This is a genomic window from Nostoc sp. CCY 9925 (genome assembly GCF_963920935.1).
Taxonomy (GTDB): Bacteria; Cyanobacteriota; Cyanobacteriia; order Cyanobacteriales; family Nostocaceae; genus Nostoc.
In genome coordinates this window covers 172538-195317 of record NZ_CAWUDO010000003.1, presented here as the reverse complement: position 1 = coordinate 195317, position 22780 = coordinate 172538, and the positions used below count along the sequence as shown (strand labels likewise).

Sequence of the window (22780 nt, the reverse complement as noted above, 5' to 3'; positions counted from 1 at the left end):
TAGCAACTGAGGTTAATAATATCCTCCCACCCTGACCAAGTAATTAGTAATTATTAATTTGTAATTGGAGGTGCAGAGGATAATAGCGATCGCAAATTTTAAGCTAATTTGTGTCCAAGTTGCGTATTCTCTGGTTAAGACTGTCATTTGTCCTTTGTCTAAAGCAAATGACCAATGACTAATGACAAAGAACAGCCAGATGAAGTAGTTATGCAATTTAAATGTGTTTTAGCTTATTTGATTTTTTGTTTAATAAAAGTCACAACTTGAGTTAGCTGTTTCTTTAAACCCTCTATTTCTGCTTGCATTTTCGCAATTTTATCGTTCAACGCCTCAATTTCCGCCTGGGAGACTCCTGGGGAACTAGAGGTTGGTATTGTAGTATTTACAGGAGGTGGGGTTGTTACTAAGGTATTTGGCTCACTAGAAGTTGCTACCGTAGCACTTGTGACACTGGAGGTTGTAACAGTACCATTTTTAGTGGCGCCTGCTCCCACTGCAACTAGTTCTGGGCGTGGTTGTTTCGCTTTTGTCATAGCTAACTTAATTGCGCCAATTAGTTGCTTCTGATCGAAAGGCTTGCCAAGAAATTCAAAATATTCAAAGGGTTCTGAGATTTTCTCGGTCACTTCTTCTTTGCGACCAGACATGATCACCAAAGGAATTTTTCTTAACTCTGGGTGGGCTTGAACTTGCTGGAAAACTTCCCAGCCACTCATTTTAGGCAACAGGAAATCCAGCATAATTAGGCTGAGTTTTTCCTGAAGGATGAAATTTAGTCCTTCCACACCGTCTTTTGCTTCCAGTACCTCAAAATTGCCCGGAGGCAACATTTCTCGTACTTTTACCCTGACAACTGTAGTGTCATCGATAACTAAAATTTTATTGCTTGCCACGACTGTTTGCTCTAACAGAAACTTTAAGTGTAAATAGCGGCTTTGCCGATTGTCCTTGAGAATTCTCCCACTATATACAAAATATCTATGAATTGGGGGATAGTATATTTCGGTATAAATGACACTACTAGACGTGTCTTGCAAAACTTTTGCTTGTCTTGTTTTAAATTTGTGTCATTGTGATATTTAAAGCTTTAGCCTCGATCTAAGGCATAAGGGATAGGGGTAGACAAAGAATTCTTGATTCCGCCTCACTGCACATCCGCATCTTACAAAGATACGCCGTTTCGATACTCTCGGAGATTTTTAGATGATTTCGTCAGAAAAAGCCGAACTCAAGTCTGAAATTATGGCAATGCCTAGCTGGCTACGTCGCCCCATTGGCAAAGCCAGCGAAATCTCTACCGTACAACGCATTATTAAACAGCGGCAAATTCACACGATTTGCGAAGAAGGGCGTTGTCCCAACCGGGGAGAGTGCTACACCCAAAAAACCGCAACTTTTTTACTCATGGGGCCTACCTGCACACGCTCTTGTGCTTTCTGTCAAGTGGATAAAGGTCATGCACCGATGCCTATTGATTTAGAGGAACCACAAAAGGTAGCCGAGGCGGTGCAGCTGTTAGGATTACATTATGTGGTGTTGACTTCTGTAGCTCGTGATGATTTGCCCGATCAAGGTGCAGGGCATTTTGTGAAGACGATCGCGACTATCCGCCAATTCAATCCAGAAACTCAAATTGAAGTCCTGACCCCAGATTTTTGGGGTGGTGCGGGGAGGAGCCACTACGATCTTGGGGTTTCCCCAAGTGGAGCAAGTGGCGTTGGAGAGTCGGGTCAACGCCAGCGCATAGCGATGATTGTCGAAGCCAAACCAGCTTGTTTCAACCACAACATTGAGACAGTGCGACGGTTAACTGGACCAGTGCGCCGGGGAGCCAAGTATGATCGCTCCCTAAGGGTGTTGGCTATGGTCAAAGAACTGGATTCGACAATTCCCACCAAATCAGGTTTGATGCTGGGACACGGAGAAACCACCGATGAAGTCGTCCAAGCAATGGCTGATTTAAGGGCTGTGGATTGCGATCGCTTGACTATCGGCCAGTATATGCGCCCCTCTTTAGAACATCTACCAGTCCAAAAATATTGGACTCCAGAAGAATTCGATCAACTCGGCTCCTTAGCACGGCAAATGGGATTCAGCCACGTCCGTTCCGGGCCTTTGGTTCGTAGTTCTTACCATGCGGGAGAGGAGGGAGTAGGGAGTTAAGCGGGGGAGCAGGGGGCAGGGGAGAATAAAAAATTATCTCTTTCCCCTCTGCTCCCTGCTCCCTGCCCCTCTGCCTCTTCTGCCTCTTCTGCCTCTTCTGCCCAATGCCCAACTTCAAATATTTCTAAAGAAGTTGAGGGATTGGTACACATAATTTGGTATTTCTTAAAAAGTCCTGACATTAGGAGAACCGCATTATGACTGCTAAAGCTAAGAATTCCGCAGTTGCCGACAGTGGAGCTAAACCTCCCTACGCCTATCGCACAGGCTGGGCACTGTTCTTGTTAGCGATCAATTTCTTGGTAGCAGCTTATTATTTCCACATTATTGAGTAGTTAGAAGTGGAGCGGTGCTGCTCAAATCGTGCCTTTAAATAAACCTTTGGGACGAATGAGTAGCACCAAAATCATAATCAACAGTGCTACACCTTGTTTATATTGAGAACCCAGCCAAGGAGTGCTGATTTCTTGGACAATGCCAATGATAAAAGCTGCGGCGATCGCACCGTAGGGGTTGCCAATCCCTCCCAAAATTACTGAAGCAAATAATGGTAAAATTAAGAACCATCCCATGTTCGGGCGCACAGCTGTAATTAACCCATACATACTTCCACCCAAGGATGTAAGAGTACCAGCGATTAGCCAAGTCCAGAAAATTACTCGGTCAACATTGATACCGGAAACCCTGGCTAAGTCTAAATCGTCAGCAACTGCTCGCATAGCTTTACCAATTTTGGTGTTTTGCAGGAGATAGTGCAGCCCCAAAATTGCTAGTACTGCCAACCCCAATACTAATAATTGATTTTGCGGCACTTTCAAGCCGAAGATGTCTAAAGCTGGCGTAACAGGTAAATCGTAATTTTGATTTTTGCCACCCCAGATAAAAATAATTCCATTGCGAAGAAATAAGGCAAGTCCGATAGAAATAATAATCAGCGTGGTGGAAGTAGCGCGAATAGAGCGCATCCTTGACCAGAGTAACTTTTCTGATAGCAGCATTGCTGCTACTGTTCCTCCTGCTGCAAGGATCATTGATAGCCAAATATTGACTCCAATGGTATTGATTAGCCAAGTTAGATAGGCTCCTAAAGTGAGAAAGTCACCATGAGCAAAATTAGATAGACGTAAAATTCCATAGGTCAGTGTGAGTCCAACTGCGGCTAGAGCAATAATGCTCCCCACTGCAATTCCATTGACGATTAGTTGGGCGAATTGTATATCCATAGTTTGAAGTTGCCAGAAAAAATTTTGAAATCAGTCCTTCATACAATATTTTTTTTGGTTTAGGTGCTAAACCCGACACCATAAGTTATGGTTTATAAATAAAAAAGGATTGCCCGCCCACATAACATAGAATCCTATTTGGATTTTTATGCAAAGCTAAACTTGTTCAGCGGTCTAGTTGACCATGCAGCAGTATTCAAGCTTACCAGAACACAACTCACAGATAGATGCAACGCCAAAACTTTTGACAACAATTCAACAAGTTCGCGCCGATTTGTGGCTGGAGAAAAGTTTAAACCAGTTGCAAAGTCGCCTTAATGATTGCCTGCTTTCTGCTTGTAATACTGTCTCACAGTCACTAGCCGCAGAAGCAGAAATTTTCCAAACTGTGGTCAACCAGATTAGCACTGCTGTGGACACCAGCCATGTGGCGTTCGTGCAGTTTGCCGTAGGCGTTGCTCTGCTTGAGCCACACCAAACATTTGCTACAGTTTGCTATGTTTCTCGTTCCCCATTTTCCGGCTCACAAGATCTACTGTTGGAAGTAACGGTGACAGCAGAAAAAAAGCTGCCATTGAGATTGCAACAGACCATAGAAATCAAAGATTTGCAGGAGCTTGAAAATCAACAAACGCCGAATGCTTGGCGGTTAACTGATGATTCTGGTGGCGTCATCGGCTGGCTACTTATCGCCACAGCAGCACTAGGGTCTGATTCTGACCCACTCATAAAATCGCAAGCTCAGCTCAGATCGCAATTAATGGCCAGGTCTGCAAAGCAGTGTAATACAGCTTTGCTCCAACTCAGACACATACTATCTTGGCAGCAACGGTATGAAAAGCTAAGTAGCTCTAATCAAGAATTGGAGCGTACTAATCAACTGAAAAATCAGTTTTTAGCAAACACCAGTCACGAAATTCGTACACCGCTAAGTTCGATTATCGGGTTTACCCATTTGCTGTTAGCTCAAGGTTACGAACCCAGTAAAGAACGTCAACAAGAGTATTTAAATATCATTCAGTCTAGCGGCAAGCACTTGCTAGCTCTGATTAATGATATTTTAGATCTCTCTAAAATTGAAGCTAACCAACTAGAAGTACAGTGGGAAACAGTAGATGTGCCACTGCTGTGTAGCAATGTTTTGGCACTGGTGAAGGAAAAAGCCGCTAATAAGGGTTTGAAACTAGTTCTAGAACTTGACCCTGATATTACAACTTTAGTAGCCGACCCATTACGACTCAAGCAAATGCTGTTGAATTTACTCTTCAACGCTTTAAAGTTCACCAGCAAAGGCAGTGTTGGCTTACAGGTTGCTTGCAAAGGTGTATTTGTGCATTTTACAGTTTGGGATACTGGCACTGGTATATCCCAAGATGACCAAGCTCTACTGTTTCATCCCTATTTCCAAATTGCCAACGCTGTAGCAGGTGTTGAAGGTACTGGTTTGGGTCTAGCAGTGACTCGCAAACTCGCGGAAATTCACGGTGGTTTGGTGAAAGTGGAATCTGAACTAAATCGCGGTTCACGTTTTACCCTGGTGCTTCCCCTGAAGGAAGCAAGGGAGGCAGAAGAAGCAGGGGGAGCAGGGGAAGCAGGGGAAGCAGGGGAAGTAAAATGTTCTTTATCTGCTTTGCCCGTTATTCCTAGTTCGTCTGCTGAGATATTGCTGGTTGAAAATGATTTACCCAATGGTGATTTGATGCAAATTTATCTATCTAAATTGGGATATCAGGTGACTTGGGTTAAGAGTGCTGCAAAAATGTGGGAAGCTTTAACACAACTAGAGCCAGCAGTAATTTTGATGGATGTTTACCTGCCAGATGGAAATGGTCTGAAGTTGGTGCAGGAACTACGAGAAAATCCCCAGTATCAGAATATTCCAGTGATTGCCCAAACAGCAATGGCAATGAAAGGCGATCGCGAAACTTGTCTAGCCGCTGGAGTAAATGATTATATTTCTAAACCAATTGATTTGGCACTTTTAGCTAGTTTGGTCGCTAAGTATAGTAAAGCACCAACCTAAGGCGAAATTTCTTCAGTCGGGGGGAGTATCAAATGGAGAACTTACTGAATGAATAATTTGTCTCGCCAAAAGCTTTCTGAACTAATTGAAAAATATGGTGATTATCTCTGGAGTGACCCGAAGCGCTGTGAAGCAATGCTGCGAGATGTCTGTGGAGAACACCGCCGCGAAATTTCGGCACTGATTAGCGCACTCAAAGAGCAAGTAGTGGTTGACCTGCTTACATACCAAAACAATGTCCCCTCTGAATTATTACTAGGGCGACTGGTAAAGCGGGTAAAGGACAGCCAAGCTCTAGCTGATGATGCTGCTATCTGGGCTGTTGAATCTTGGGCCCTGGCTTTAAAAGTTATTTCGGGTGGGACAACAGTATTTTTTGACCAAGCATATTCCTCATTGACAACTCCATATACCCTGACACTGAGAATAGTCAGTCCTAAGGCAAAAACTTGGCAGTATTCAATCGACTTAGAAGAGTTTTACGAGGATAACCCTGAATGCTTCTTTAGAGACTTCGACGGATACCAACATCAAAAATTTGCAGCAGCTCTTCAAGATGGACTGCAAATACAAGTAAAAAATTCCGAGATCGACAGAATTCTCCACCAATGGATTAGACAAATTTCTCTAGGATACCGCGATACTCCTCTAGAAATTTAGTCACATTTTGTTATCAAGCAACAACACTACTGTATACAAATATTAGCAATAACGAAATAGGCATAATTCAATATAAAATCTCAGTCTGTAGTGAGCGATTCATCGCTGATTCAGGATTATTAGGACTAGTCCTTACTACAAACTTTAATTTATTTGCGCCTAGCTACTTAGGTAACACTGATATTACTCCTTGCATACTTTTTATGAATGTTGTAGTATATACTTACGTGTATACTATAAACCATCGGCTATGCATAATTTATCTGCGATTGGGTTTAATTAAACATCAATAAAAATTACTGCTTAGCAATTTACTGAAACAATTGCGTTCCTGACTTTTAACTTGAAACCTAGCTGAATGCCTATTTTCGTTTCAGGCTATGGTGTGTTTGAGGCTAGGACGGACTTGCAATTGTAAAAACTTGAAACTTAATAACAAAAAATGCAGCTATGCAGGAGGCAAAAAGCAGATAAGACAGACTTTTTAGTTTCATCTAATTGTATTTTATTAAAACAGCAATATTGGCATCAGTTATCAGAATTAAGTTGGGTATTGGAGTCCGACTAGCATATAAATAACTGGGTTTTAAACCCATTTTTATAGCTTGTTTCCCCCGCCAAGGGCGAACAATTAGTAGCGGGTGTCAATGCCCCAGACTCTTGATTTTGAATTTTGCATTTTTCTTCTATTTCGTCATCCTCAACTACTTAAACAGTTGGATAACTCAGTCAAACAAGTAAGTATTGATTGGGTGTATGGTGCTTAATACTTGAAGTAGTTGGTATTATTTTAGAGTCAATTAGGTAATTATGTCAGTGATTGTGATTGGCGATCAAGGGGTTGGGAAAACAACTTTGATGTTGGAGTTAGCAAAATCTAAAAACGGAAATGTCCAAGTAATTTCACCGTCTATTACAGATTTACAAAAAAAATTTACAAACAATGGAAATATCATCCCTACTGATAATACATACAATACTAATTTACAAGTAAAAGTTAACCTGTTCGGATATTTCAAAGAGTTTAATGTTAACTGGATTGATACAGCTGGAGAAGCATGGAGACCAAATTCAATCTGGCAAACCCAAAATCATAACGATTGGAAAGACACTTTAGAAAGTTTGGAAAATGCCAAGGTTTTAATGATTATTCTTGCTCCACATCGGCAGATGCTCGAAGAAGAGTTACTAGAACTTGTAGCAGGGAAAACTAATTTTAATAAAAAAGATACTCGGTTTCGTAGCCGACAACAATGGAAAAATCGTTTTCAAGAATGGTTTGATTTTTTGGAAAAGCATTGTCAGAAAACAGACCATATTTTATTTTGTTTAAATATGGCAGACTTGTTTTGTGATGTCGTCAGAGAATGTGAACTTTATCAAAAAAATTCTACACTGCAAAAAATTAAATGGTATGAACATAAGGAACGTATATTGCAACAGTCTTTTGTAGAAGTTGCAGAATTAATTGACACATTTGATATGAAGAGGCGTATCCCAGTTCAGTTATTCGTAACTACATATTACAAAAGAATTTTATTAGAACTACCCTGGATATATATTGGTACATATTTGAAATAATTAAACAAAAAATAATTGGAGTAGAACTGATGTCTACGGTCAAAACCACAAAACCAACACTAACATCACCGAAAAAAAGAACAGTTCAAGATATCAAGAAGATTTATGTTCTTGGGCCACAAGCTTCGGGGAAAACAACTTATCTATCAGCCCTTGCACTTTTACTAAAAAGTCAAAATCCCAATCACAAATTAGTAACTGTTACTGCTCAATCAGATGATGCGATCGCTTTAGAACAAGATGGTAAAAGTCAATGGATGAATCAGACTCCACTACTTCCTACTGATTTAGCAATTGATCCATCTCATCTGCCAGAATATAAATTTTTAATTGAAGTATCAAATTACTTGAGAAGCAACCCTCTAAAAATAATATTAACTGCAAAAGATTATGGAGGTGAATTTTTTCAAGATCTACTTCAATATCCTCAACCACCCAGGCTAAAAAGCTACTTGAGAGATTGCATGAATGCTGCGACTGGATGGATTATCATGTTGCCTGATTTTAGTTTGACGAACTTAGATGCTGATGATATTGATTCTGAATATCAAGATATTCTTCAAATACTTATCCGCGAAGCAAAACAAAAAGATATTTTGCGAGATCTGCGCTTGGCTATAGTGATGAGTAAATGCGAACGAGGAGAACTTTGGCCTAGTCGATGGGAACCAGAAAGAGATTTATTCAAAGTTCGTCTCCCGAAAACTACAGAGTTTTTACGAAAACCTAGTCTGATTCCCCAAAGCAATGTTAGTTTTTTTGCCCTATCCTCTTTCGGGGTATTAGGCCATAACGACCCACGTCCCAACCGCTATACACAAGGTAATGGAAGTGCTGTACTAAACAATCGGGATTCTTGGTTACCCCACGGTTTGATTAACCCCTTGTATTGGATAGCAACAGGAAATAAATGGAAAAATCCTTCTTTTTGAACACAGTTTAATTAATTAAAAACTATGACCGAAGAACAAATTGAAATCTATGAATTTCGGAGAGGTTTCACTTATAAACTTCAAGGTGAAAGTTGGGTTTCTACTGGATTTTATGGTCCAAAATATGTTGGCATTACTTTTAAGGATAACGAAATACCTGAAGCAATAATTCAAGCTATACAAGAGCAAGCTTTTGATGGAAATCAATTTGTAGATATCCATCGTATGTCTATTTTATCATCTGAAGAATATGGAGCGATCGGTACTCAGAGATTCAATGAAGAATTCACTTCAGGCATAGCTTTAGTTGGCAGAATAGTTGATGATTGGTCTGTTCTTGCAGTCATCACATTTGCACTCGATTTTAGTTCTCGCATATTTCCAGTTCAGCGATACTTTTGTTGCCAAGAATCACCTGATTATGATGCAATGGCAACATTAATAGCATGGTGGTCAGCAAATAAAATAACTTTTGATATCTCTGATAACGATCCAGGACAAGTTTATAATTTTTCTCCAATAAAAAGCGAAGATTTACCTAACGTAAATAATTTGGATGGTGTCAGACCTACTGGCTACCCTCATCTTTACTTACTCCAACCAGGAATTGATAATTCTCTGAATAAGTTATTGCAAATTTGGTCTACTTGCTTGCAACTAGCAAATCAAAATCAGATTAACCCTGCTTGGGCATTTAATATACATTCTTTAAAAAGACCCGAACTTTTTACTTTAATTCAGGCAGCAACAGAAGAATATTATCACAACAACATCTCTGAAGAGAATATTGTTAATTTTCCTCAAACACATCAAGATACTCCTGAAAAAATAGAAATAATACCCAATAAGATAACATTAAAATCTGCTTTAATAAATTTTAAGAATAATGGAACATTAACTCTTGAAAACCAAAAAATCTTGAAACAAGCAATAATTAATAATTATAATTATCAAAGTTGGCAAAATTTATTTGAGCCAATTTTTAATGATTGTGCTGAAGAAAAAAATATTATTTATTTATTAACACTCCAATCTATAATTATTCCAGAAAAAACCCTTGATTTATTACAACAATTAGTATACAGTAATGAGAATTTATGGGATAATTTTATAAGTTGTCAAACATATCTACGGACTATACTAAAGCCAGAAATTAATCAATCCTTAGAAGAAGGAGTTTGGTATGTTATAAATTCATTAGTTGAAAATAAAATTAGTCTTCCATTTTGGAATAAAGTTTTAATAAAAATATTTTCTACAGGTTTAATCATAGATAAATTTTTTAATCAACAGATAATGTGGGCAAATGCCTTAAGTAAGTCTTTAGAACAGTACTTAATTATAAATTTTAGTTCTTCAGAAGAAGATAATTTAAATCCAACAGAAGATTTATCCAGAACTAAGTTTTTCAATAACCTTAAACAAGTAAATTATCGAAAAAGATATAATCAGGGATATCAATTAGTAATCAAAATAATGCAGAGGAGTCAACTGCCTAAAATTAGCATTATCAAAGCTGAAATTTACAATAATATTAATGGTAATATTTCAGCACAATTATACGATCAAATTAGTACTAACTATATAAAAAATTATCCTGATTTTGTCTCTTCTTTAAAGAGAAAACCCACTCTAAAAGATAAATTCAACAGATTTAAGCCTCGCCGAATAAACGAGCGAAGACAACAGGTGCAAGTTAGATATTTACAGGCTCAACCCTCGAAAAATAAAGTTAGACAACAAGTTACTTCCAACCCTAGACGTAAGATACGTCAAGATAATACGGTTCTTGAATTTATTACTGTAATTGCTTTAATCGCTTTTATTTTATTATTAATTATATATTTCATATATTATTTTATTTATCAAATAAATATTGATGATCCAGTATTTATAATATTATGTTTTTTATGTATTTTATCTCTTGTAGCATTGACAATATGTATTATCTTATCGTTAATTTTAAATAGAAATAGATAAAGTTAAAAATAAATGCCATTAATTTAATTAGTTTACCTAAAAAACGATAAAGTATGCGTAATTATCTATATTTTTGGTTTGGCATTATAGGAGTAATTCTGGGTTGGAGTGTTAGTCAATTTTTGCTTTTCGATCTCCAACCTATTTGGTCAGCGAGTAACTTTACTTTTTTTTTAGAATATCCACAATTAGTTAAGCTGACAATTATTTCTTCTTTTCTAGCCTTATTCATGGTTATGGCTGAGGCATTTTTGAGTCAACCTACTCGAATTAAAGCAGCTTTACGAGTACTGCGATCGCCTTTATTAATAGCCCTAATTTTAGGTATAATTTCTGGATTACTTTCAACTGGAATTAGTACCGTTATCAAAATCATCATCCCCGCACCAGCTTTCTTTATTCGTTTTCTTGATTGGATATTAATTGGACTAACTGTTGGACTAGCTGAAGGTTTAAGCTGGTGCTTGCGTATATTAATTAGAGAAAAACCTGATTTCAGGCGAGTTAAAGAGCGGCTACGTAACAGTTTGATTATCGGAACAGTAGGTAGTATTGTAGCCTTCTTTTTATCTGAAATTTACCCAAAACAAGATATTGTTAGTTTCATTATACTTGGCGGAGTTCTGGGAGTAGCATTAAGCTTCACCTCTTCTCCCAGTTATCAGATAGCTTTGAGAGCAGGAGCAGGTTTTGAACCAACTCGTAGTAGTTTTACAAAAAATGCAGCAGATAAAATTAACGGTAATTTAAAATTTACAAATGATAGCCGCAATCGCAAAATTGAAGAAGGATTATCAATCCAGTTAACTGATAGCAAAGAAGTATTGATCGGCTCAGGAGAAACAGCTAATATTTACGTGAGTGATTTGCCGCCAGAAAGTGCAAAAATTACTATTAGAAATCGTAAAGCTTGGATAAGTCCTTGTGGTAAAAATAATTTAATTTACAGGAATCGGCAAATATTTATAGCACCTTGTAGTAATCCAGAAGATGATTTAGAAGAGCAGGAAATCGAGCTATTACACAATCAAATTATTACACTGCAATGTATTAATACAACTAAAAGAAAATATGTGAGGTTTGTTTTTTATGACAGATTTCTCGACCCTGAAGCTTAGTCGGGTAGCCTTACTAACTATCATCGGTTTAAGCTGGATAGAACCAAGTTATGCCAAGTCTGTTTTAATTTCTCGTGTTTATGACCAAAACTTAGGCAGAGGCTTAGAAGTGATTGCCCGTATCAAAGTTATAGATGAAAACAACGAGCCAGTTTCACAACAGCTAGATGAAAAGGATTTCACTATCAAAGCTGATGGCAAAGCTGTAGAAGGTTTCACTTTGAGAAAACCTGATGCTGTTACACCAGATCCTAGCCGAATTATTATTCTCTTGGATATGAGTGGTAGTATGAATGACCCGGATGCTAATAATCAGGTTCGTGGAATGGCTGCTATTAAGGCTATTAGGTCTTTTATTAAGTCAATAGAAACTAAAAATTTACCGACAGAAATAGCTATTCTACCTTTTGCTGAAAATGGTTCTAGCTGTGGTGGTGGCTATCTTCCTCCGCCAGTAGAGATTAATACTATCAGTCAAAAATTTTCGGTTTCAAATAGAAAATTTCTGGATACAGAGCTATCAGAGTTAGAGAAAAAATTTATAGGAGATAAATCTCAGCGACCCTGTGGTGCAACAAACATTCGAGAACCTCTAAAAAATGCTATTCAGTATTTTAGAAGTAACTATACCAGGAAGCAGTATGTTAACCAGCCTCAAATACGTTTGGGCATAATTTTGCTATCTGACGGTTACGACCCATATTTGAGTAACCGAAATAAACCTGACCTGAAAAACCTCGAAAAACTCCTTAGAGATAACCGAGCAATTACACTACATACTCTCGGATATGGTAGTGAAAATCAAAATGATACTAGTAAAGTAGATATTACTGTGCTTGAGCGGCTTGCTAAAGCTTCAAGAGGAGTGAAAAAATTTTCAGCTAATGGGGCTGAAATCAGTGAAGCTCTGGATAAGTTTCTAAAAGCACTGTTGGGTGAGTATGAGATTATTTACAAACCAACTAACACTGAGCGGGGTTCTGAACAAACTGTTGAAGTCAGTGTAGATGGAGTTTCAACACAGAAACAGTTTCGCTTGAATAATAACCCGACATTGCCAGGTCATATTAGAGTTCAAATTTTAGTAATGACTATCATAGCTGGTGGAATTTTGGCATATTTACCTTTTTTAGTTTGGACAAGGCTATTAGAAAAAAATGCGTAAAGAAATTTTGCTGATGAAAATTTGTAGAAGAAAACAGTAGAAGATTTAAAAAGTAAATCTGTCATATACAAAAGTTATATTTAATACCATAATTTTTATATACACATAGAATAATCAGGAGCTATTAATTTATGAGTCCACTTCCTGGTGGAGCGATCGCAACCAGACCACTGCATTTCATATTTATCTGCGATTGTTCTGGTTCGATGTCAATAGAAGGCAAAATTCAAGCATTGAACAATGCCATCAAAGAAGCAATTCCAGAAATGCGAAGGGTTGCGGATGAAAATGCCCATGCTCAAATATTAGTACGGGCGGTGAAATTTTCTGACGGTGCCCAGTGGCATATTGCTACACCCACACCTGTGGATAGTTTCAAGTGGGAAGATTTGAAAACAGATGGACTGACTGATATGGGAAAAGCTCTGTCATTGGTAGCAGACCAGCTGAAAATGCCACCAATGACCGATCGCGCCCTTCCCCCTGTATTGGTGTTAATTTCCGATGGTCAACCGACTGATGATTTTAACAGTGGACTGAAAACACTTTTGGATCAGCCGTGGGGTAAAAGAGCAGTTCGGATTGCGATCGCCATCGGTAGAGATGCAGACACCGATGTTCTCCAGAAATTTATTGGTTCTGGTTCAGAACTCAAACCACTGCTAGCTAATAACGCTGAAACTCTGGTCAAATATATTAAATGGGCTTCTACTGCCGTAGTCAAAGCTGCCTCAGCCCCACCCTCAAAAGTTGTTGATACCTTTTCTGCATCTGGTAGCGCTCCTAGCCCTGGTGCTTCTGTGATGGCGGGAACAGTCCCTATCCCAGTCCCGGCTACTGCCAGTGGCGATGCAGACGATATTTGGTAACAGAGAGTATCCTATGGTTGAAGAGAAAAATCAGGTCAAGTGGCGAGTAGGCGGCGAAACTGCCAAAGGGGCGACTCATGTGCGCCACAAACTACCTAACCAGGATTATATTGACTGGTGGCAGCCATCGAGAATGGCTCTACCGATTGTCTTGGTGGTTTCCGATGGTCATGGCAGTGCCAAAAGTTTTCGCAGCGATTTGGGTTCTCGGTTTGCAGTTGAAAAAGCGATCGATGCACTTAAAACCTTTGTTGATCGACCTGATGATGACAACTTGGCAGCTGTCAAAAATTATGCAGAAGAACAGTTGCCAAAGGAACTTGTCACTCAATGGAAACAGACAGTTGAAGAACATTTAGGAAAACAGCCATTCAAAGACGAGGAATGGCAGCAGTTAACAGAAAAAGATGGCACCGGTGCGGCAAGGCCAGTTGTTGAGAAAAATCCCCTACTGGCTTATGGTGCGACAGTGTTAGCTGTTTTAGTTACAGAGTCATTCATCCTTTACTTACAACTTGGGGATGGCGATATTCTTTGTGTAGATTCCTCTGGGGAAACTACACGACCTTTTCCTCAAGATCAAAAGTTAATTGCCAATGAAACAACTTCCCTTTGTATGGAAGATGCATGGAGAGAAATCCGAATTCGTTTTGTGCCACATTCAGATGAAGACTCTTTGTCAATGATTTTGGTTTCTACAGACGGCTATGCCAACTCCTTCACAACAGAAGAAGATTTTTGCAAAATTGGCAGAGATTACTTGGCAATGATTCGTGATGAAGGCTTTGATGCAATCGAGCGACAACTAAAACGTTTTCTCATAGAAACTTCAGATCAAGGTAGTGGGGATGACATTACACTTGGCATAATCAAGCGGATTGATGAGAAAGATACAACAGATATTTTAAAGGAGATGAACCGTAGGCTTAATGAATCAGAAGCTGCTCATGAAAAAACAGAAAACGAGTTAGAAAAATTCAAAAAACGCCAAGAAACTGATAGCAAACTGAATTTACAACAATTGAATAATTTCAGGCAACAGCAGCAAACAGAAATTACTGATCTGCAAACACAAATCGCTGATATTGAAAACAAGCTAGTAACCCAAAAACAAGCTTTTAAGCAGCGCATTGATTCTTTAGCAAATGCATTAATAGCTACTATTATTTTTATAATTATTAGCATTATATCAGCCCTCACGCTTTGGTTCTGGTCAGCAAGAACACAGACGCCTTCCCCACCAGGTTCTACTCAAATTCGATAGTAGGTCACGTCGCTTCTCTACGAGACGCTAGGCGTAGCTTGCTTCCCCGCAAGGGGTACGCTCCGAATTCAAAATTCAAAATTATTAATCCCGATAAATCAATTTAGGAGCTTGTATCCTTTTGTGTTTCGGTCAATTAAAAAGACCACTATCGGAAATATTTGCACACAGTAAAGAAGGGAATAGAAACAAAATAAACAAATTGCCAGGTTAGGGGAAATAAAAAGATGAGTCAGATACTCAAAATAGGACAAATAGTTGAAACTGAGGCTTCTCGAACTAAGTGTCAACTAGAGGAATTACTTGGAGGTGGGACTCAAGGGGAAGTTTATCGCATCAACTTCAACGGTTCACCAATGGCCTTGAAATGGTATTTCCCTCAATGGATTGAACAAGATATTCGTCAGCGAGAGCGATTAGAAAAAGCGATTGAATTTGGCCCACCTAATGATAGATTTCTTTGGCCAGTGGATTTAGCATCAGCACACAATATTCCTGGCTATGGTTATATCATGCCACTACGAGAATCTCGCTTCAAGGGCATTGTTGACTTGATGAAACGTAAGGTAGAGCCAACATTTCGCGCTCTAGCAACAGCTGGCTTTGAACTAGCTAATAGCTATTTGCAACTCCATTCTCGTGGGTTGTGTTATCGTGACATCTCCTTCGGCAATGTCTTCTTTGACCCCAAAACAGGTGAAGTTAGGATTTGCGATAACGACAATGTGGATGTAGACGGCATTCCCGGTTCAGTTGATGGAACTCCACGTTTTATGGCACCAGAAATAGTCCGGGGTGATGCTTCTCCTAGTACTCAAACAGATTTGTTTTCGCTGGCAATTCTATTGTTTTATATGTTGATGGTGCATCATCCTTTAGAAGGTGCCAAAGAACAAGCAATTCATTGCTTCGACTTGCCTGCGATGAAAAAGCTATATGGCACAGAGCCAGTCTTCATCTTCGATCCTGATGATATTTCCAATTGTCCAATTCCTGGCGAACAAGATAATGCTTTGGCGTTTTGGCCGATTTACCCCAAGTTTTTGCAAGAACTTTTTATTAAAGCATTTACTGAGGGAATCCGCGATCCCCAAAATGGTCGCGTGCGTGAAGGTGAATGGCGAACAGCGATGATACGCCTGCGTGATTTTATTATCTATTGCCCCCACTGCGGTAGTGAAAACTTTTACGATCGCGATATTCTCAAAACTTCAGGAAAGCTCAATCCCTGCTGGTCTTGTGACAAACAAATCCAAGTACCGCCACGCATCCGCATTGGCAATAGCATCGTCATGCTCAATCACGACACTCAACTCTTTCCTTATCATCTTGAAAACCAGGGAAAGTATGATTTTTCTCGGCCAGTTGCAGCAGTCAATCAAAATCCGAAAAACCCGAGTATTTGGGGGCTGAAAAACCTTTCTGGCGAAAAGTGGGTGACCACCAATGCTGATGGTCAAGTGAAAGAGGTTGAACCTGGACGCAGTACAAGCATTGCCCTTGGCACAAAGATTAACTTCGGCAAGGCAGAAGGAGAATTCCGCACCTAAACATTCTTGTTTTAAAAACAGGACTTACGCAAAATCATGATAAAACGAACCGCAAAGGACGCGGAGCGGCTTCCTGCAGGGTAGGACGCAAAGGACACAACAAACAAATAAGAGTTTCAGAGAGTTTTTGTGTAAGTCCTAAAAAATTTGAAACACAAGGAGATGATGAAAATGGTAAGACGCCCTGGTGGTGAATTAGCAACACGACCACTCCACTTTATTTGGCTTTGTGATACTTCCGGGTCGATGTCTATTGATGGCAAAATAGAAGCACTGAATAATGCGATTCGTCAGGCGTTACCTCAGATGCGACAAGTAGCAGACGAGAATCCCAATGCTAATGTGCTGGTGCGTGCTTTAAAGTTTTCTCATGGAGCGGAATGGCATATTCCCAATGCAACATCACTGGATAACTTTGGCTGGAGTGATTTGATTGCAGACCCACTGGAGAAACCAAAGCTTGATATTGTGTTCATGGTGGACACCAGTGGCAGTATGAGTGATGAAATTAATGCAGTCAAAAGTAGTTGTGTTGCTTTTGCTGACCGGATTATCAAAGAAGGAGCAAACGTCCGGTTAGGGTTGGTGGGATTCGATATTGGTGGACACCGGGGTGGGTCGATCGCAACTTATAAAGTTCACAATTTGTCTAGATACACTATCGGTATTTGGTCGTTGACTTCACCCCAAGATTTCAAAAAAAATATCCAGTCCTTGTCTTTAGGTCTTTTCGGCGGTGCTGGGTGCTACTTAGCTAACCGAGACACAGTAGACATTTTTCCTTATGTTGTCCGTACCTTTGATGACTCATCAAATGATAAAGGAGTGTCATCAACCTTAGAATCTTTTATAGAACGCTTCAAACCCCGAAATTTTGAAGATAATTCCCAAAATTCCCGCATACTAGTAATCATTTCTGATGAAATCGGAAATAACGAAGGACTTTCTGATATTGTCTCTCAACTCAAGAGTGCAGCGATTACTGCCCATGTTTTAGGAGTCCCCAAACGTAATGGTGCTCATGAGTCGATCGCAAATATGACTGGTGGCAAATTTTGGGATATTAGCAAGTCCAAAGGTGAGCAAGACTTTAGCACTCTTTTAGGAACAGTAGCAGAGGCGATCGCCAAAGAAGTCACTCGCAAACTCGCAAATGGTACCGTATCTGCGGGCACCGATATGGGGACGGGTCTGGAAATGGTCGCCCAGCAACTAAAGATACCACCGATGACTGACCGCGCATTACCGCCAGTTTTGGTTTTAATTTCCGACGGACAGCCGACAGATGATTTTGCAAGTGGTTTAAAGGCATTGATGGCTCAGCCTTGGGGGAAAAAAGCGGTTCGGATTGCGATCGCTATTGGTAAAGATGCCGAAGTTGATGTTTTACAGGATTTTATCGGCAATTTAGAAATCAAGCCACTACAAGCAAACAATCCTGATGCGCTTGTCAAATATATTAAATGGGCATCTACAGCAGTATTGAAAGCAGCTTCGTCACCAGCTACTCTGACTACAAGCGCCTCTGCTTCTGGGGTAACTGTACCCATTGCCGCACCCCCCATACCAGAATCAGATTCTGCGGCTGATGTTTGGTAGATTGAGGTCAACTACTACACTCTTTGGTTTGAAGCTCTAAAATAGTATTCGCAGGATGCTATCAGGTTTTGGCAGGGTTGAGAAATGATGCTGACAGAAAAATTTGAGCAATTAAGAGCTTTATTTCAAGAAATGGAGCAGGCGTTAATTGCCTACTCTGGGGGCGTTGATAGTACTTTGGTTGCCAAAATTGCTTATGATGTGTTGGGCGATCGCGCTTTGGCTGTGACTGCTGTTTCTCCTTCGCTGTTGCCAGAAGAGTTGGAAGACGCGAAAATTCAAGCTGCAACTATTGGGATTCGTCATCAAATCGTTCAAACTCACGAGATGGAGAACCCCAATTACACCTCTAACCCTGTCAATCGCTGTTATTTTTGTAAAAGTGAATTGCACGACACTCTCAAACCTTTGGCCTTAGAGTTGGGTTATCCCTATGTGGTGGATGGGGTGAATGCTGATGACTTGCATGATTATCGCCCAGGAATTCAGGCGGCGAAAGAAAGAGGTGCGCGATCGCCTTTAGCAGAAGTGGGTGTTACCAAGGTTGAAGTCCGACAACTTTCGCAACAACTAAGCTTACCTTGGTGGGATAAACCTGCTCAACCTTGTTTGAGTTCCCGCTTTCCTTACGGTGAAGAAATTACTGTAGCTAAGTTGCAACGAGTTGGCAGAGCCGAAATTTTCTTAAGAAAGCTGGGTTGGCAGAATTTACGCGTGCGATCCGAAGGCGATACAGCACGCATTGAATTACTGCCAGAACAAATCAAAGAGTTTGTATTAAAGACTGATTTACAAATATTAATTTCCGCATTTCAAGATTTTGGATTTATTTACGTAACCTTAGATTTAGAAGGTTATCGTAGCGGTAAGTTGAATCAAGTTTTAAATCGGGAAGTCGTGGGCATTAAACTATAGGATTTTTTTTAGCCTATAGACACCCCTGTTGTAGTTTTATTTTCATGACTCATCTTTGGCTGGCGCATCAGCGTTTCATACCAATCGATAATCGGCAGATCCGCGGGTGCTGTTAGTTGTTGATAAACACGTCGGCAGAGTTTTCGGAAAGAGGGGTAGCGTTCTTGACGCCAATGGGTGGCAAGTTCACTCAAAGATGCGTCATTAAGATTTCCGAGAGCATAATTGCGGTCAAAACCATGTTGGATGGGCACTACTGTCCCATCTGCTTCGATAATTAGGGGTGATACCAGGTCAGCAAAGCAGTAGTTATGCTGATTTATTAATGCTTCGTCTGCAAAAAAGCTACCAGGATTTGAGCGCAGCAAATCTTGGTGAACTAAATCAATCTGAATAAATATCTTGTCACCAATAGCTTCTCGCAAACGCATGGCTTTCAGGTAAGCATAGGATAATACGTTGGTACTGGGTCTAGACCCGACGAGGCTTTGGCTAGCGTGTCCAACTTCTGCTAGTGGATGAATCTGCAATAACTTCGCTCCTTGTTCTAAAGCGAAATTCGCAACCCAGTCTAACTCTCGGAAATTTTGTTTTGTGAGCGTAAAAATAAATCCAAATGGGATACCCGATTGGCGAACCCCTTCCAGCCGAGCCGCCATTTTTTCAAAAGCCTGGTCTGAACAACGTATACGGTTATGAGAGGCTGGTATTCCATCAAGACTAATGGCGAGTAAATCAACTGCTCCACACAACTGCTCTAGGTGTCGCTCATCTAAAAGTATGCCATTGGAAGTAACAGTTGTATGCATCTGGCATTGGTGAGCTTGCTTTAACAATTCGGGTAGAGGTTTGTAGACAAGAGGTTCACCTCCTGAAAAGCTGGCAATAGTATACCCTTGTTCGCTGGCATTGCTAATTGCTTGTAAAAGGAGCGGGACACTGAGTTGGTCTCGCTCCTCTGGCCCAGAAGCGGAGTAACAATGGAGACAGTGCAGATTGCACCGTCTGGATGGGTGGATTTGCAGAATGCGATTAAAGTTTCCAGTAGGTGTCATATACTACACGGCTCCAATTACTCGTTATGAACTAAAAGCTCTGGTTACGAACGAAAAAGGCCTGGTTGTTGAAACAAGTCCCAAACGGGAGTTCCGTAAGGAAATATTTTGGGAATGTTCCACTGTATTTGCGAATTAATTAAGGGGAAATTAATTGCCAGGTTTCCTCCTTTCAAGGCTTCTAGTTCTTCTAGTTCTTCAGGAGTTAGTTCCATATCCAATTGTTCGTCTTGAATATCTTGTATTTGCAGACGGTTTTCCATGATATTCTCCTTGGTTTGATGAAAGTGCGTAGGTATAGCACATTGTAGAGATTGCTCTTTTGTCTGAGCGATCTCTACACGTTTAGCTCCATTCTTCTATGAGGAATTTACGGAAATTTCTGTTAAAGTTGCAAATATTTATAGACACTGTTTTTGATATCGTGTCGGCTTAAAAACGATCGCGTCGTTTTTCCTCCCAGAGCTAACTGGGTTTTCAAACTCCCATGAGGCTGTTGGTGAACTTGTAGATATGGCCACATACTGGACTGGGAATCAACCAGTATAAATAGTTACAAAAATAATAATGGCGATCGCTGCAAATCAATTACATCGAGGAAAGAAGCGATCGCTCAATTCTTACTCTGAGTCAGCTTATATTCTATTTGCTGTAGTGCTGTTCGCCACACATCATACCCCTCTTGGGACAGGTGCAAGCCATCTGTGGTTAACTCTGGGCGCAAATTGCCTTCCATATCTGTAAACCAACTATAGATATTGAGATAATTCGCGCCTTCTTGTTTGGCAATTTGAGTTAGTTGGGTGTTGATGTTACGAATGCGGCTATTGGAAAGTTTTGGTAAGCGAGTCGGCAAAATTGATTGGACAATAATTTGAGCTTGGGGGTGATTCTGTCGTAAGCGGCGGACAATTCGGCGATAATTATTCAAAATTGCGCGATCGCTATCACCTTTTCGTAAGTCGTTAATCCCAGCCATAATGTAAATTACATCCGGCCGGGTTGCCGAAAATGCCCCCAATCTTCTTAAAACGCCGGCGGAAGTATCTCCAGATATACCTTGATTGAGCCATAATTTCCCAACAGGTAATTTTTCTCTAGGAAACCACATACTCAACGAATCACCAACTAAAATACTCAGGTGATTTGTACCTTGACCTTGGGCAATGGCTCTGGCTTCTAAAGCTAGTAAACTTTTCCAGTCTTCATAAGTTAGTTGACGCTTCTTGATTGACTCCCACAACGATTGCAAATTATCACTATCCCCGCGTGTATAAATCTGACCAGTTTTCAGAGCTGCCAATCTTTGGTAGTAAAGTTGATTGCCAGATGTCAGTGAAATAGTAGCTGCTTGGGCGCTGGGGTTGAGTGATGACTCTGTTGAGTCTGTTGTTGGAGCTGGTAATCCCTGGCTACTGAGTTCTGGTGATGAGGAATCAACACTGTTGATATTTTGCTGACTTGGTGTTGGCTGCGAACTTTCTAAGGGTTGCAGCACTTGACCGCTGAGTTCTGGTAAGGAAAAATCGACGCTGTTGATAATTTTTGTACTGACTATTGTCTGGGAACCTTGTTTTAAATCCCAGAGGAATCTAGAATTTTCCGGCAGGACAATCGACAGGTGTGGAAGAGCCGATGCTGGTATTGCCAATCCTGTTAACAAACCTGCTGCCAACAGATAAGGGTCCCTCATCGCTTTGTCTCTCCTCTACTTACTGCTTTTTCCTATGACAGCATTAGTTGGCTGTATTCAGGATAATTTTACTTAGGTCAAATTATTATTCTTATTTACACTGTATAGTTCTGTAAAGCGTGTTCACGAGATTATATTGGACAATTTACGATCTCTTTAAAGTAGGGTTTTCCCGGTGGTAGATGAGTCCGATTTGTGAGAATACTTTTACTCAAAGGAATATTTTCACTAACCGATGACTTTCCACGAGTTAGTTGTGACAAATATTGTAAGTAGCTGCAAACTTGGCGATTACTAGATGATTTTTGATGACCTCAGGATAGAGGTTTTTACTTTTGACGTTGTTAATATAGGGAAAACCATGTGATTTTAGGTTTTCAGATTTCAGTAAGCTGTAGCGATACTCTTTCAGAGTCACTTCGTGAACGCATGAGAGCTTGATTAACCAGGAGGCGATGTCTGACGACAAGACAGCCTCTACGCTTTTTAATTTCTCATATGAAATTGAGCGGTGCAAATGCATCAGTTATCAAATATGGGATTAGTCAGATTGAAGATTCGAGAACTAGCACAAGAGAAAGGATGGACACTTAAGGAAGTTTCTGACCGTTCTGGTGTAATTTACAGCACAGTTAGAAGTTATGCTCGTCGTCCAGGAATGACAACAGTTGACTTTACTGCTATCCACAAATTGGCTCGCACCTTTGAGGTGACCATTGAGGACTTAGTGGAAATTTTAGAAGAATAGTCATAGCCCTAACCTTAGGCTAAAGGGCAAAGGGCAAACGAATGAAGAAAACCCCTTTCCCCCTGCTGAATGAAGGCATCCTACCCCATAACTAAAGTTATGGGGCTTGAAGTCAGGACGCCTCAACATTTGCGCTTTGCTTATCTTGAATCTCAATACTCTGCCCAAATAGAATAATGGTGCAAGTATCCCTTTCCCTCTTCCCCTTTTCCCTTTTCCCTTTCCCCTTTAACCTTTCT

At 40.1% G+C, this 22780-nt stretch carries 21 protein-coding genes; 15 read left to right on the top strand and 6 right to left on the bottom strand.

Going from position 1 to position 22780, the window contains the following annotated elements; translation table 11 throughout:
- Positions 1–12: 12 nt before the first annotated feature.
- Both ACM0OY_RS03015 and ACM0OY_RS03010 read right to left on the bottom strand, forming a co-directional pair.
- Positions 13–147 (bottom strand): hypothetical protein, encoded by a 135-nt coding sequence (locus ACM0OY_RS03015; RefSeq protein WP_414567407.1) that lies wholly within the window; start codon positions 145–147, stop codon positions 13–15.
- 86 nt (positions 148–233) lie between these two features.
- Entirely contained in the window at positions 234–896 is a 663-nt protein-coding gene (locus tag ACM0OY_RS03010) for a response regulator (RefSeq protein ID WP_414567406.1), read from the bottom strand.
- Between the two features lie 310 nt (positions 897–1206).
- Between ACM0OY_RS03010 and ACM0OY_RS03005 the strand changes: the two genes are divergently transcribed.
- Together ACM0OY_RS03005 and ACM0OY_RS03000 are read left to right on the top strand one after the other, a co-directional pair.
- Positions 1207–2166 (top strand): lipoyl synthase, encoded by a 960-nt coding sequence (locus tag ACM0OY_RS03005; protein ID WP_414567405.1) that lies wholly within the window; start codon positions 1207–1209, stop codon positions 2164–2166.
- 197 nt (positions 2167–2363) lie between these two features.
- Complete coding sequence (locus ACM0OY_RS03000; RefSeq protein WP_181931953.1) at positions 2364–2501, top strand: photosystem I protein PsaX; 138 nt, start codon at positions 2364–2366, stop codon at positions 2499–2501.
- Positions 2502–2522: 21 nt separating this feature from the next.
- Here ACM0OY_RS03000 and ACM0OY_RS02995 read toward each other — a convergent pair whose 3' ends face one another.
- Complete coding sequence (locus ACM0OY_RS02995; RefSeq protein WP_414567404.1) at positions 2523–3389, bottom strand: branched-chain amino acid ABC transporter permease; 867 nt, start codon at positions 3387–3389, stop codon at positions 2523–2525.
- Positions 3390–3573: 184 nt separating this feature from the next.
- Here ACM0OY_RS02995 and hrmK point away from each other — a divergent pair, with 184 nt between their 5' ends.
- From hrmK to larE, 12 genes are all read left to right on the top strand, one after another.
- Positions 3574–5412 carry a hybrid histidine kinase/response regulator HrmK gene (hrmK, locus tag ACM0OY_RS02990; RefSeq protein ID WP_414567403.1) on the top strand — a complete coding sequence of 613 codons (1839 nt, stop codon included), beginning with the start codon at positions 3574–3576 and terminating at the stop codon, positions 5410–5412.
- Positions 5413–5460: 48 nt separating this feature from the next.
- Positions 5461–6072, top strand: coding sequence for a hypothetical protein (locus ACM0OY_RS02985; RefSeq protein WP_414567401.1), 612 nt, complete (start codon positions 5461–5463; stop codon positions 6070–6072).
- A gap of 810 nt (positions 6073–6882) precedes the next feature.
- Positions 6883–7653, top strand: a complete 771-nt coding sequence (locus ACM0OY_RS02980; RefSeq protein WP_414567400.1) for an ATP-binding protein — start codon at positions 6883–6885, stop codon at positions 7651–7653.
- Positions 7654–7682: 29 nt separating this feature from the next.
- A complete protein-coding gene (locus ACM0OY_RS02975; RefSeq protein WP_414567399.1) occupies positions 7683–8585 on the top strand; it encodes a hypothetical protein in 903 nt (300 codons plus the stop codon).
- A 24-nt stretch (positions 8586–8609) separates the two neighbouring features.
- Positions 8610–10565, top strand: a complete 1956-nt coding sequence (locus tag ACM0OY_RS02970) for a hypothetical protein (protein WP_414567398.1) — start codon at positions 8610–8612, stop codon at positions 10563–10565.
- A gap of 53 nt (positions 10566–10618) precedes the next feature.
- Positions 10619–11683: a hypothetical protein gene (locus ACM0OY_RS02965; protein WP_414567397.1), complete on the top strand. Its 1065-nt coding sequence runs from the start codon at positions 10619–10621 to the stop codon at positions 11681–11683.
- Positions 11655–12848: a vWA domain-containing protein gene (locus ACM0OY_RS02960; RefSeq protein ID WP_414567396.1), complete on the top strand. Its 1194-nt coding sequence runs from the start codon at positions 11655–11657 to the stop codon at positions 12846–12848. The genes ACM0OY_RS02965 and ACM0OY_RS02960 overlap by 29 nt, the downstream gene beginning before the upstream one ends.
- A gap of 131 nt (positions 12849–12979) precedes the next feature.
- Positions 12980–13717, top strand: a complete 738-nt coding sequence (locus tag ACM0OY_RS02955; protein WP_414567395.1) for a vWA domain-containing protein — start codon at positions 12980–12982, stop codon at positions 13715–13717.
- 13 nt (positions 13718–13730) lie between these two features.
- Positions 13731–14981: a protein phosphatase 2C domain-containing protein gene (locus ACM0OY_RS02950; RefSeq protein WP_414567394.1), complete on the top strand. Its 1251-nt coding sequence runs from the start codon at positions 13731–13733 to the stop codon at positions 14979–14981.
- A 227-nt stretch (positions 14982–15208) separates the two neighbouring features.
- Complete coding sequence (locus ACM0OY_RS02945) at positions 15209–16531, top strand: protein kinase domain-containing protein (RefSeq protein WP_414567393.1); 1323 nt, start codon at positions 15209–15211, stop codon at positions 16529–16531.
- A gap of 171 nt (positions 16532–16702) precedes the next feature.
- Positions 16703–18130 carry a hypothetical protein gene (locus ACM0OY_RS02940; protein WP_414567392.1) on the top strand — a complete coding sequence of 476 codons (1428 nt, stop codon included), beginning with the start codon at positions 16703–16705 and terminating at the stop codon, positions 18128–18130.
- 84 nt (positions 18131–18214) lie between these two features.
- Positions 18215–19045: an ATP-dependent sacrificial sulfur transferase LarE gene (larE, locus tag ACM0OY_RS02935; RefSeq protein WP_414567391.1), complete on the top strand. Its 831-nt coding sequence runs from the start codon at positions 18215–18217 to the stop codon at positions 19043–19045.
- An 8-nt stretch (positions 19046–19053) separates the two neighbouring features.
- On the opposite strand, the gene ACM0OY_RS02930 is transcribed toward larE, so the two are convergent.
- The 3 genes from ACM0OY_RS02930 to ACM0OY_RS02920 form a co-directional block, all read right to left on the bottom strand.
- A complete protein-coding gene (locus ACM0OY_RS02930) occupies positions 19054–20100 on the bottom strand; it encodes a radical SAM protein (RefSeq protein ID WP_414567390.1) in 1047 nt (348 codons plus the stop codon).
- 44 nt (positions 20101–20144) lie between these two features.
- Positions 20145–20363, bottom strand: a complete 219-nt coding sequence (locus ACM0OY_RS02925) for a hypothetical protein (protein WP_414567389.1) — start codon at positions 20361–20363, stop codon at positions 20145–20147.
- Between the two features lie 350 nt (positions 20364–20713).
- On the bottom strand, positions 20714–21793 hold the full coding sequence (locus ACM0OY_RS02920; protein WP_414567388.1) for an SGNH/GDSL hydrolase family protein: 1080 nt from the start codon (positions 21791–21793) through the stop codon (positions 20714–20716).
- Between the two features lie 535 nt (positions 21794–22328).
- On the opposite strand from ACM0OY_RS02920, the gene ACM0OY_RS02915 reads away from it, so the two are divergent.
- Complete coding sequence (locus ACM0OY_RS02915; RefSeq protein WP_414567432.1) at positions 22329–22541, top strand: helix-turn-helix domain-containing protein; 213 nt, start codon at positions 22329–22331, stop codon at positions 22539–22541.
- Positions 22542–22780: the final 239 nt, after the last annotated feature.

Bases quoted from the DNA above. Each gene is read 5' to 3' on its own strand.
- ACM0OY_RS02980 (WP_414567400.1), top strand. From the start codon at position 6,883: ATGTCAGTGATTGTGATTGGCGATCAAGGGGTTGGGAAAACAACTTTG.
- ACM0OY_RS02945 (WP_414567393.1), top strand. From the start codon at position 15,209: ATGAGTCAGATACTCAAAATAGGACAAATAGTTGAAACTGAGGCTTCT.
- ACM0OY_RS02970 (WP_414567398.1), top strand. From the start codon at position 8,610: ATGACCGAAGAACAAATTGAAATCTATGAATTTCGGAGAGGTTTCACT.
- ACM0OY_RS02985 (WP_414567401.1), top strand. From the start codon at position 5,461: ATGAATAATTTGTCTCGCCAAAAGCTTTCTGAACTAATTGAAAAATAT.
- ACM0OY_RS03005 (WP_414567405.1), top strand. From the start codon at position 1,207: ATGATTTCGTCAGAAAAAGCCGAACTCAAGTCTGAAATTATGGCAATG.
- ACM0OY_RS02950 (WP_414567394.1), top strand. From the start codon at position 13,731: ATGGTTGAAGAGAAAAATCAGGTCAAGTGGCGAGTAGGCGGCGAAACT.
- ACM0OY_RS03000 (WP_181931953.1), top strand. From the start codon at position 2,364: ATGACTGCTAAAGCTAAGAATTCCGCAGTTGCCGACAGTGGAGCTAAA.
- hrmK (WP_414567403.1), top strand. From the start codon at position 3,574: ATGCAGCAGTATTCAAGCTTACCAGAACACAACTCACAGATAGATGCA.
- ACM0OY_RS02920 (WP_414567388.1), bottom strand. From the start codon at position 21,793: ATGAGGGACCCTTATCTGTTGGCAGCAGGTTTGTTAACAGGATTGGCA.
- ACM0OY_RS02960 (WP_414567396.1), top strand. From the start codon at position 11,655: ATGACAGATTTCTCGACCCTGAAGCTTAGTCGGGTAGCCTTACTAACT.
- ACM0OY_RS02955 (WP_414567395.1), top strand. From the start codon at position 12,980: ATGAGTCCACTTCCTGGTGGAGCGATCGCAACCAGACCACTGCATTTC.
- ACM0OY_RS02930 (WP_414567390.1), bottom strand. From the start codon at position 20,100: ATGACACCTACTGGAAACTTTAATCGCATTCTGCAAATCCACCCATCC.
- ACM0OY_RS03015 (WP_414567407.1), bottom strand. From the start codon at position 147: ATGACAGTCTTAACCAGAGAATACGCAACTTGGACACAAATTAGCTTA.
- ACM0OY_RS02975 (WP_414567399.1), top strand. From the start codon at position 7,683: ATGTCTACGGTCAAAACCACAAAACCAACACTAACATCACCGAAAAAA.
- ACM0OY_RS02995 (WP_414567404.1), bottom strand. From the start codon at position 3,389: ATGGATATACAATTCGCCCAACTAATCGTCAATGGAATTGCAGTGGGG.
- larE (WP_414567391.1), top strand. From the start codon at position 18,215: ATGATGCTGACAGAAAAATTTGAGCAATTAAGAGCTTTATTTCAAGAA.
- ACM0OY_RS02915 (WP_414567432.1), top strand. From the start codon at position 22,329: ATGGGATTAGTCAGATTGAAGATTCGAGAACTAGCACAAGAGAAAGGA.
- ACM0OY_RS02925 (WP_414567389.1), bottom strand. From the start codon at position 20,363: ATGGAAAACCGTCTGCAAATACAAGATATTCAAGACGAACAATTGGAT.
- ACM0OY_RS02965 (WP_414567397.1), top strand. From the start codon at position 10,619: ATGCGTAATTATCTATATTTTTGGTTTGGCATTATAGGAGTAATTCTG.
- ACM0OY_RS02940 (WP_414567392.1), top strand. From the start codon at position 16,703: ATGGTAAGACGCCCTGGTGGTGAATTAGCAACACGACCACTCCACTTT.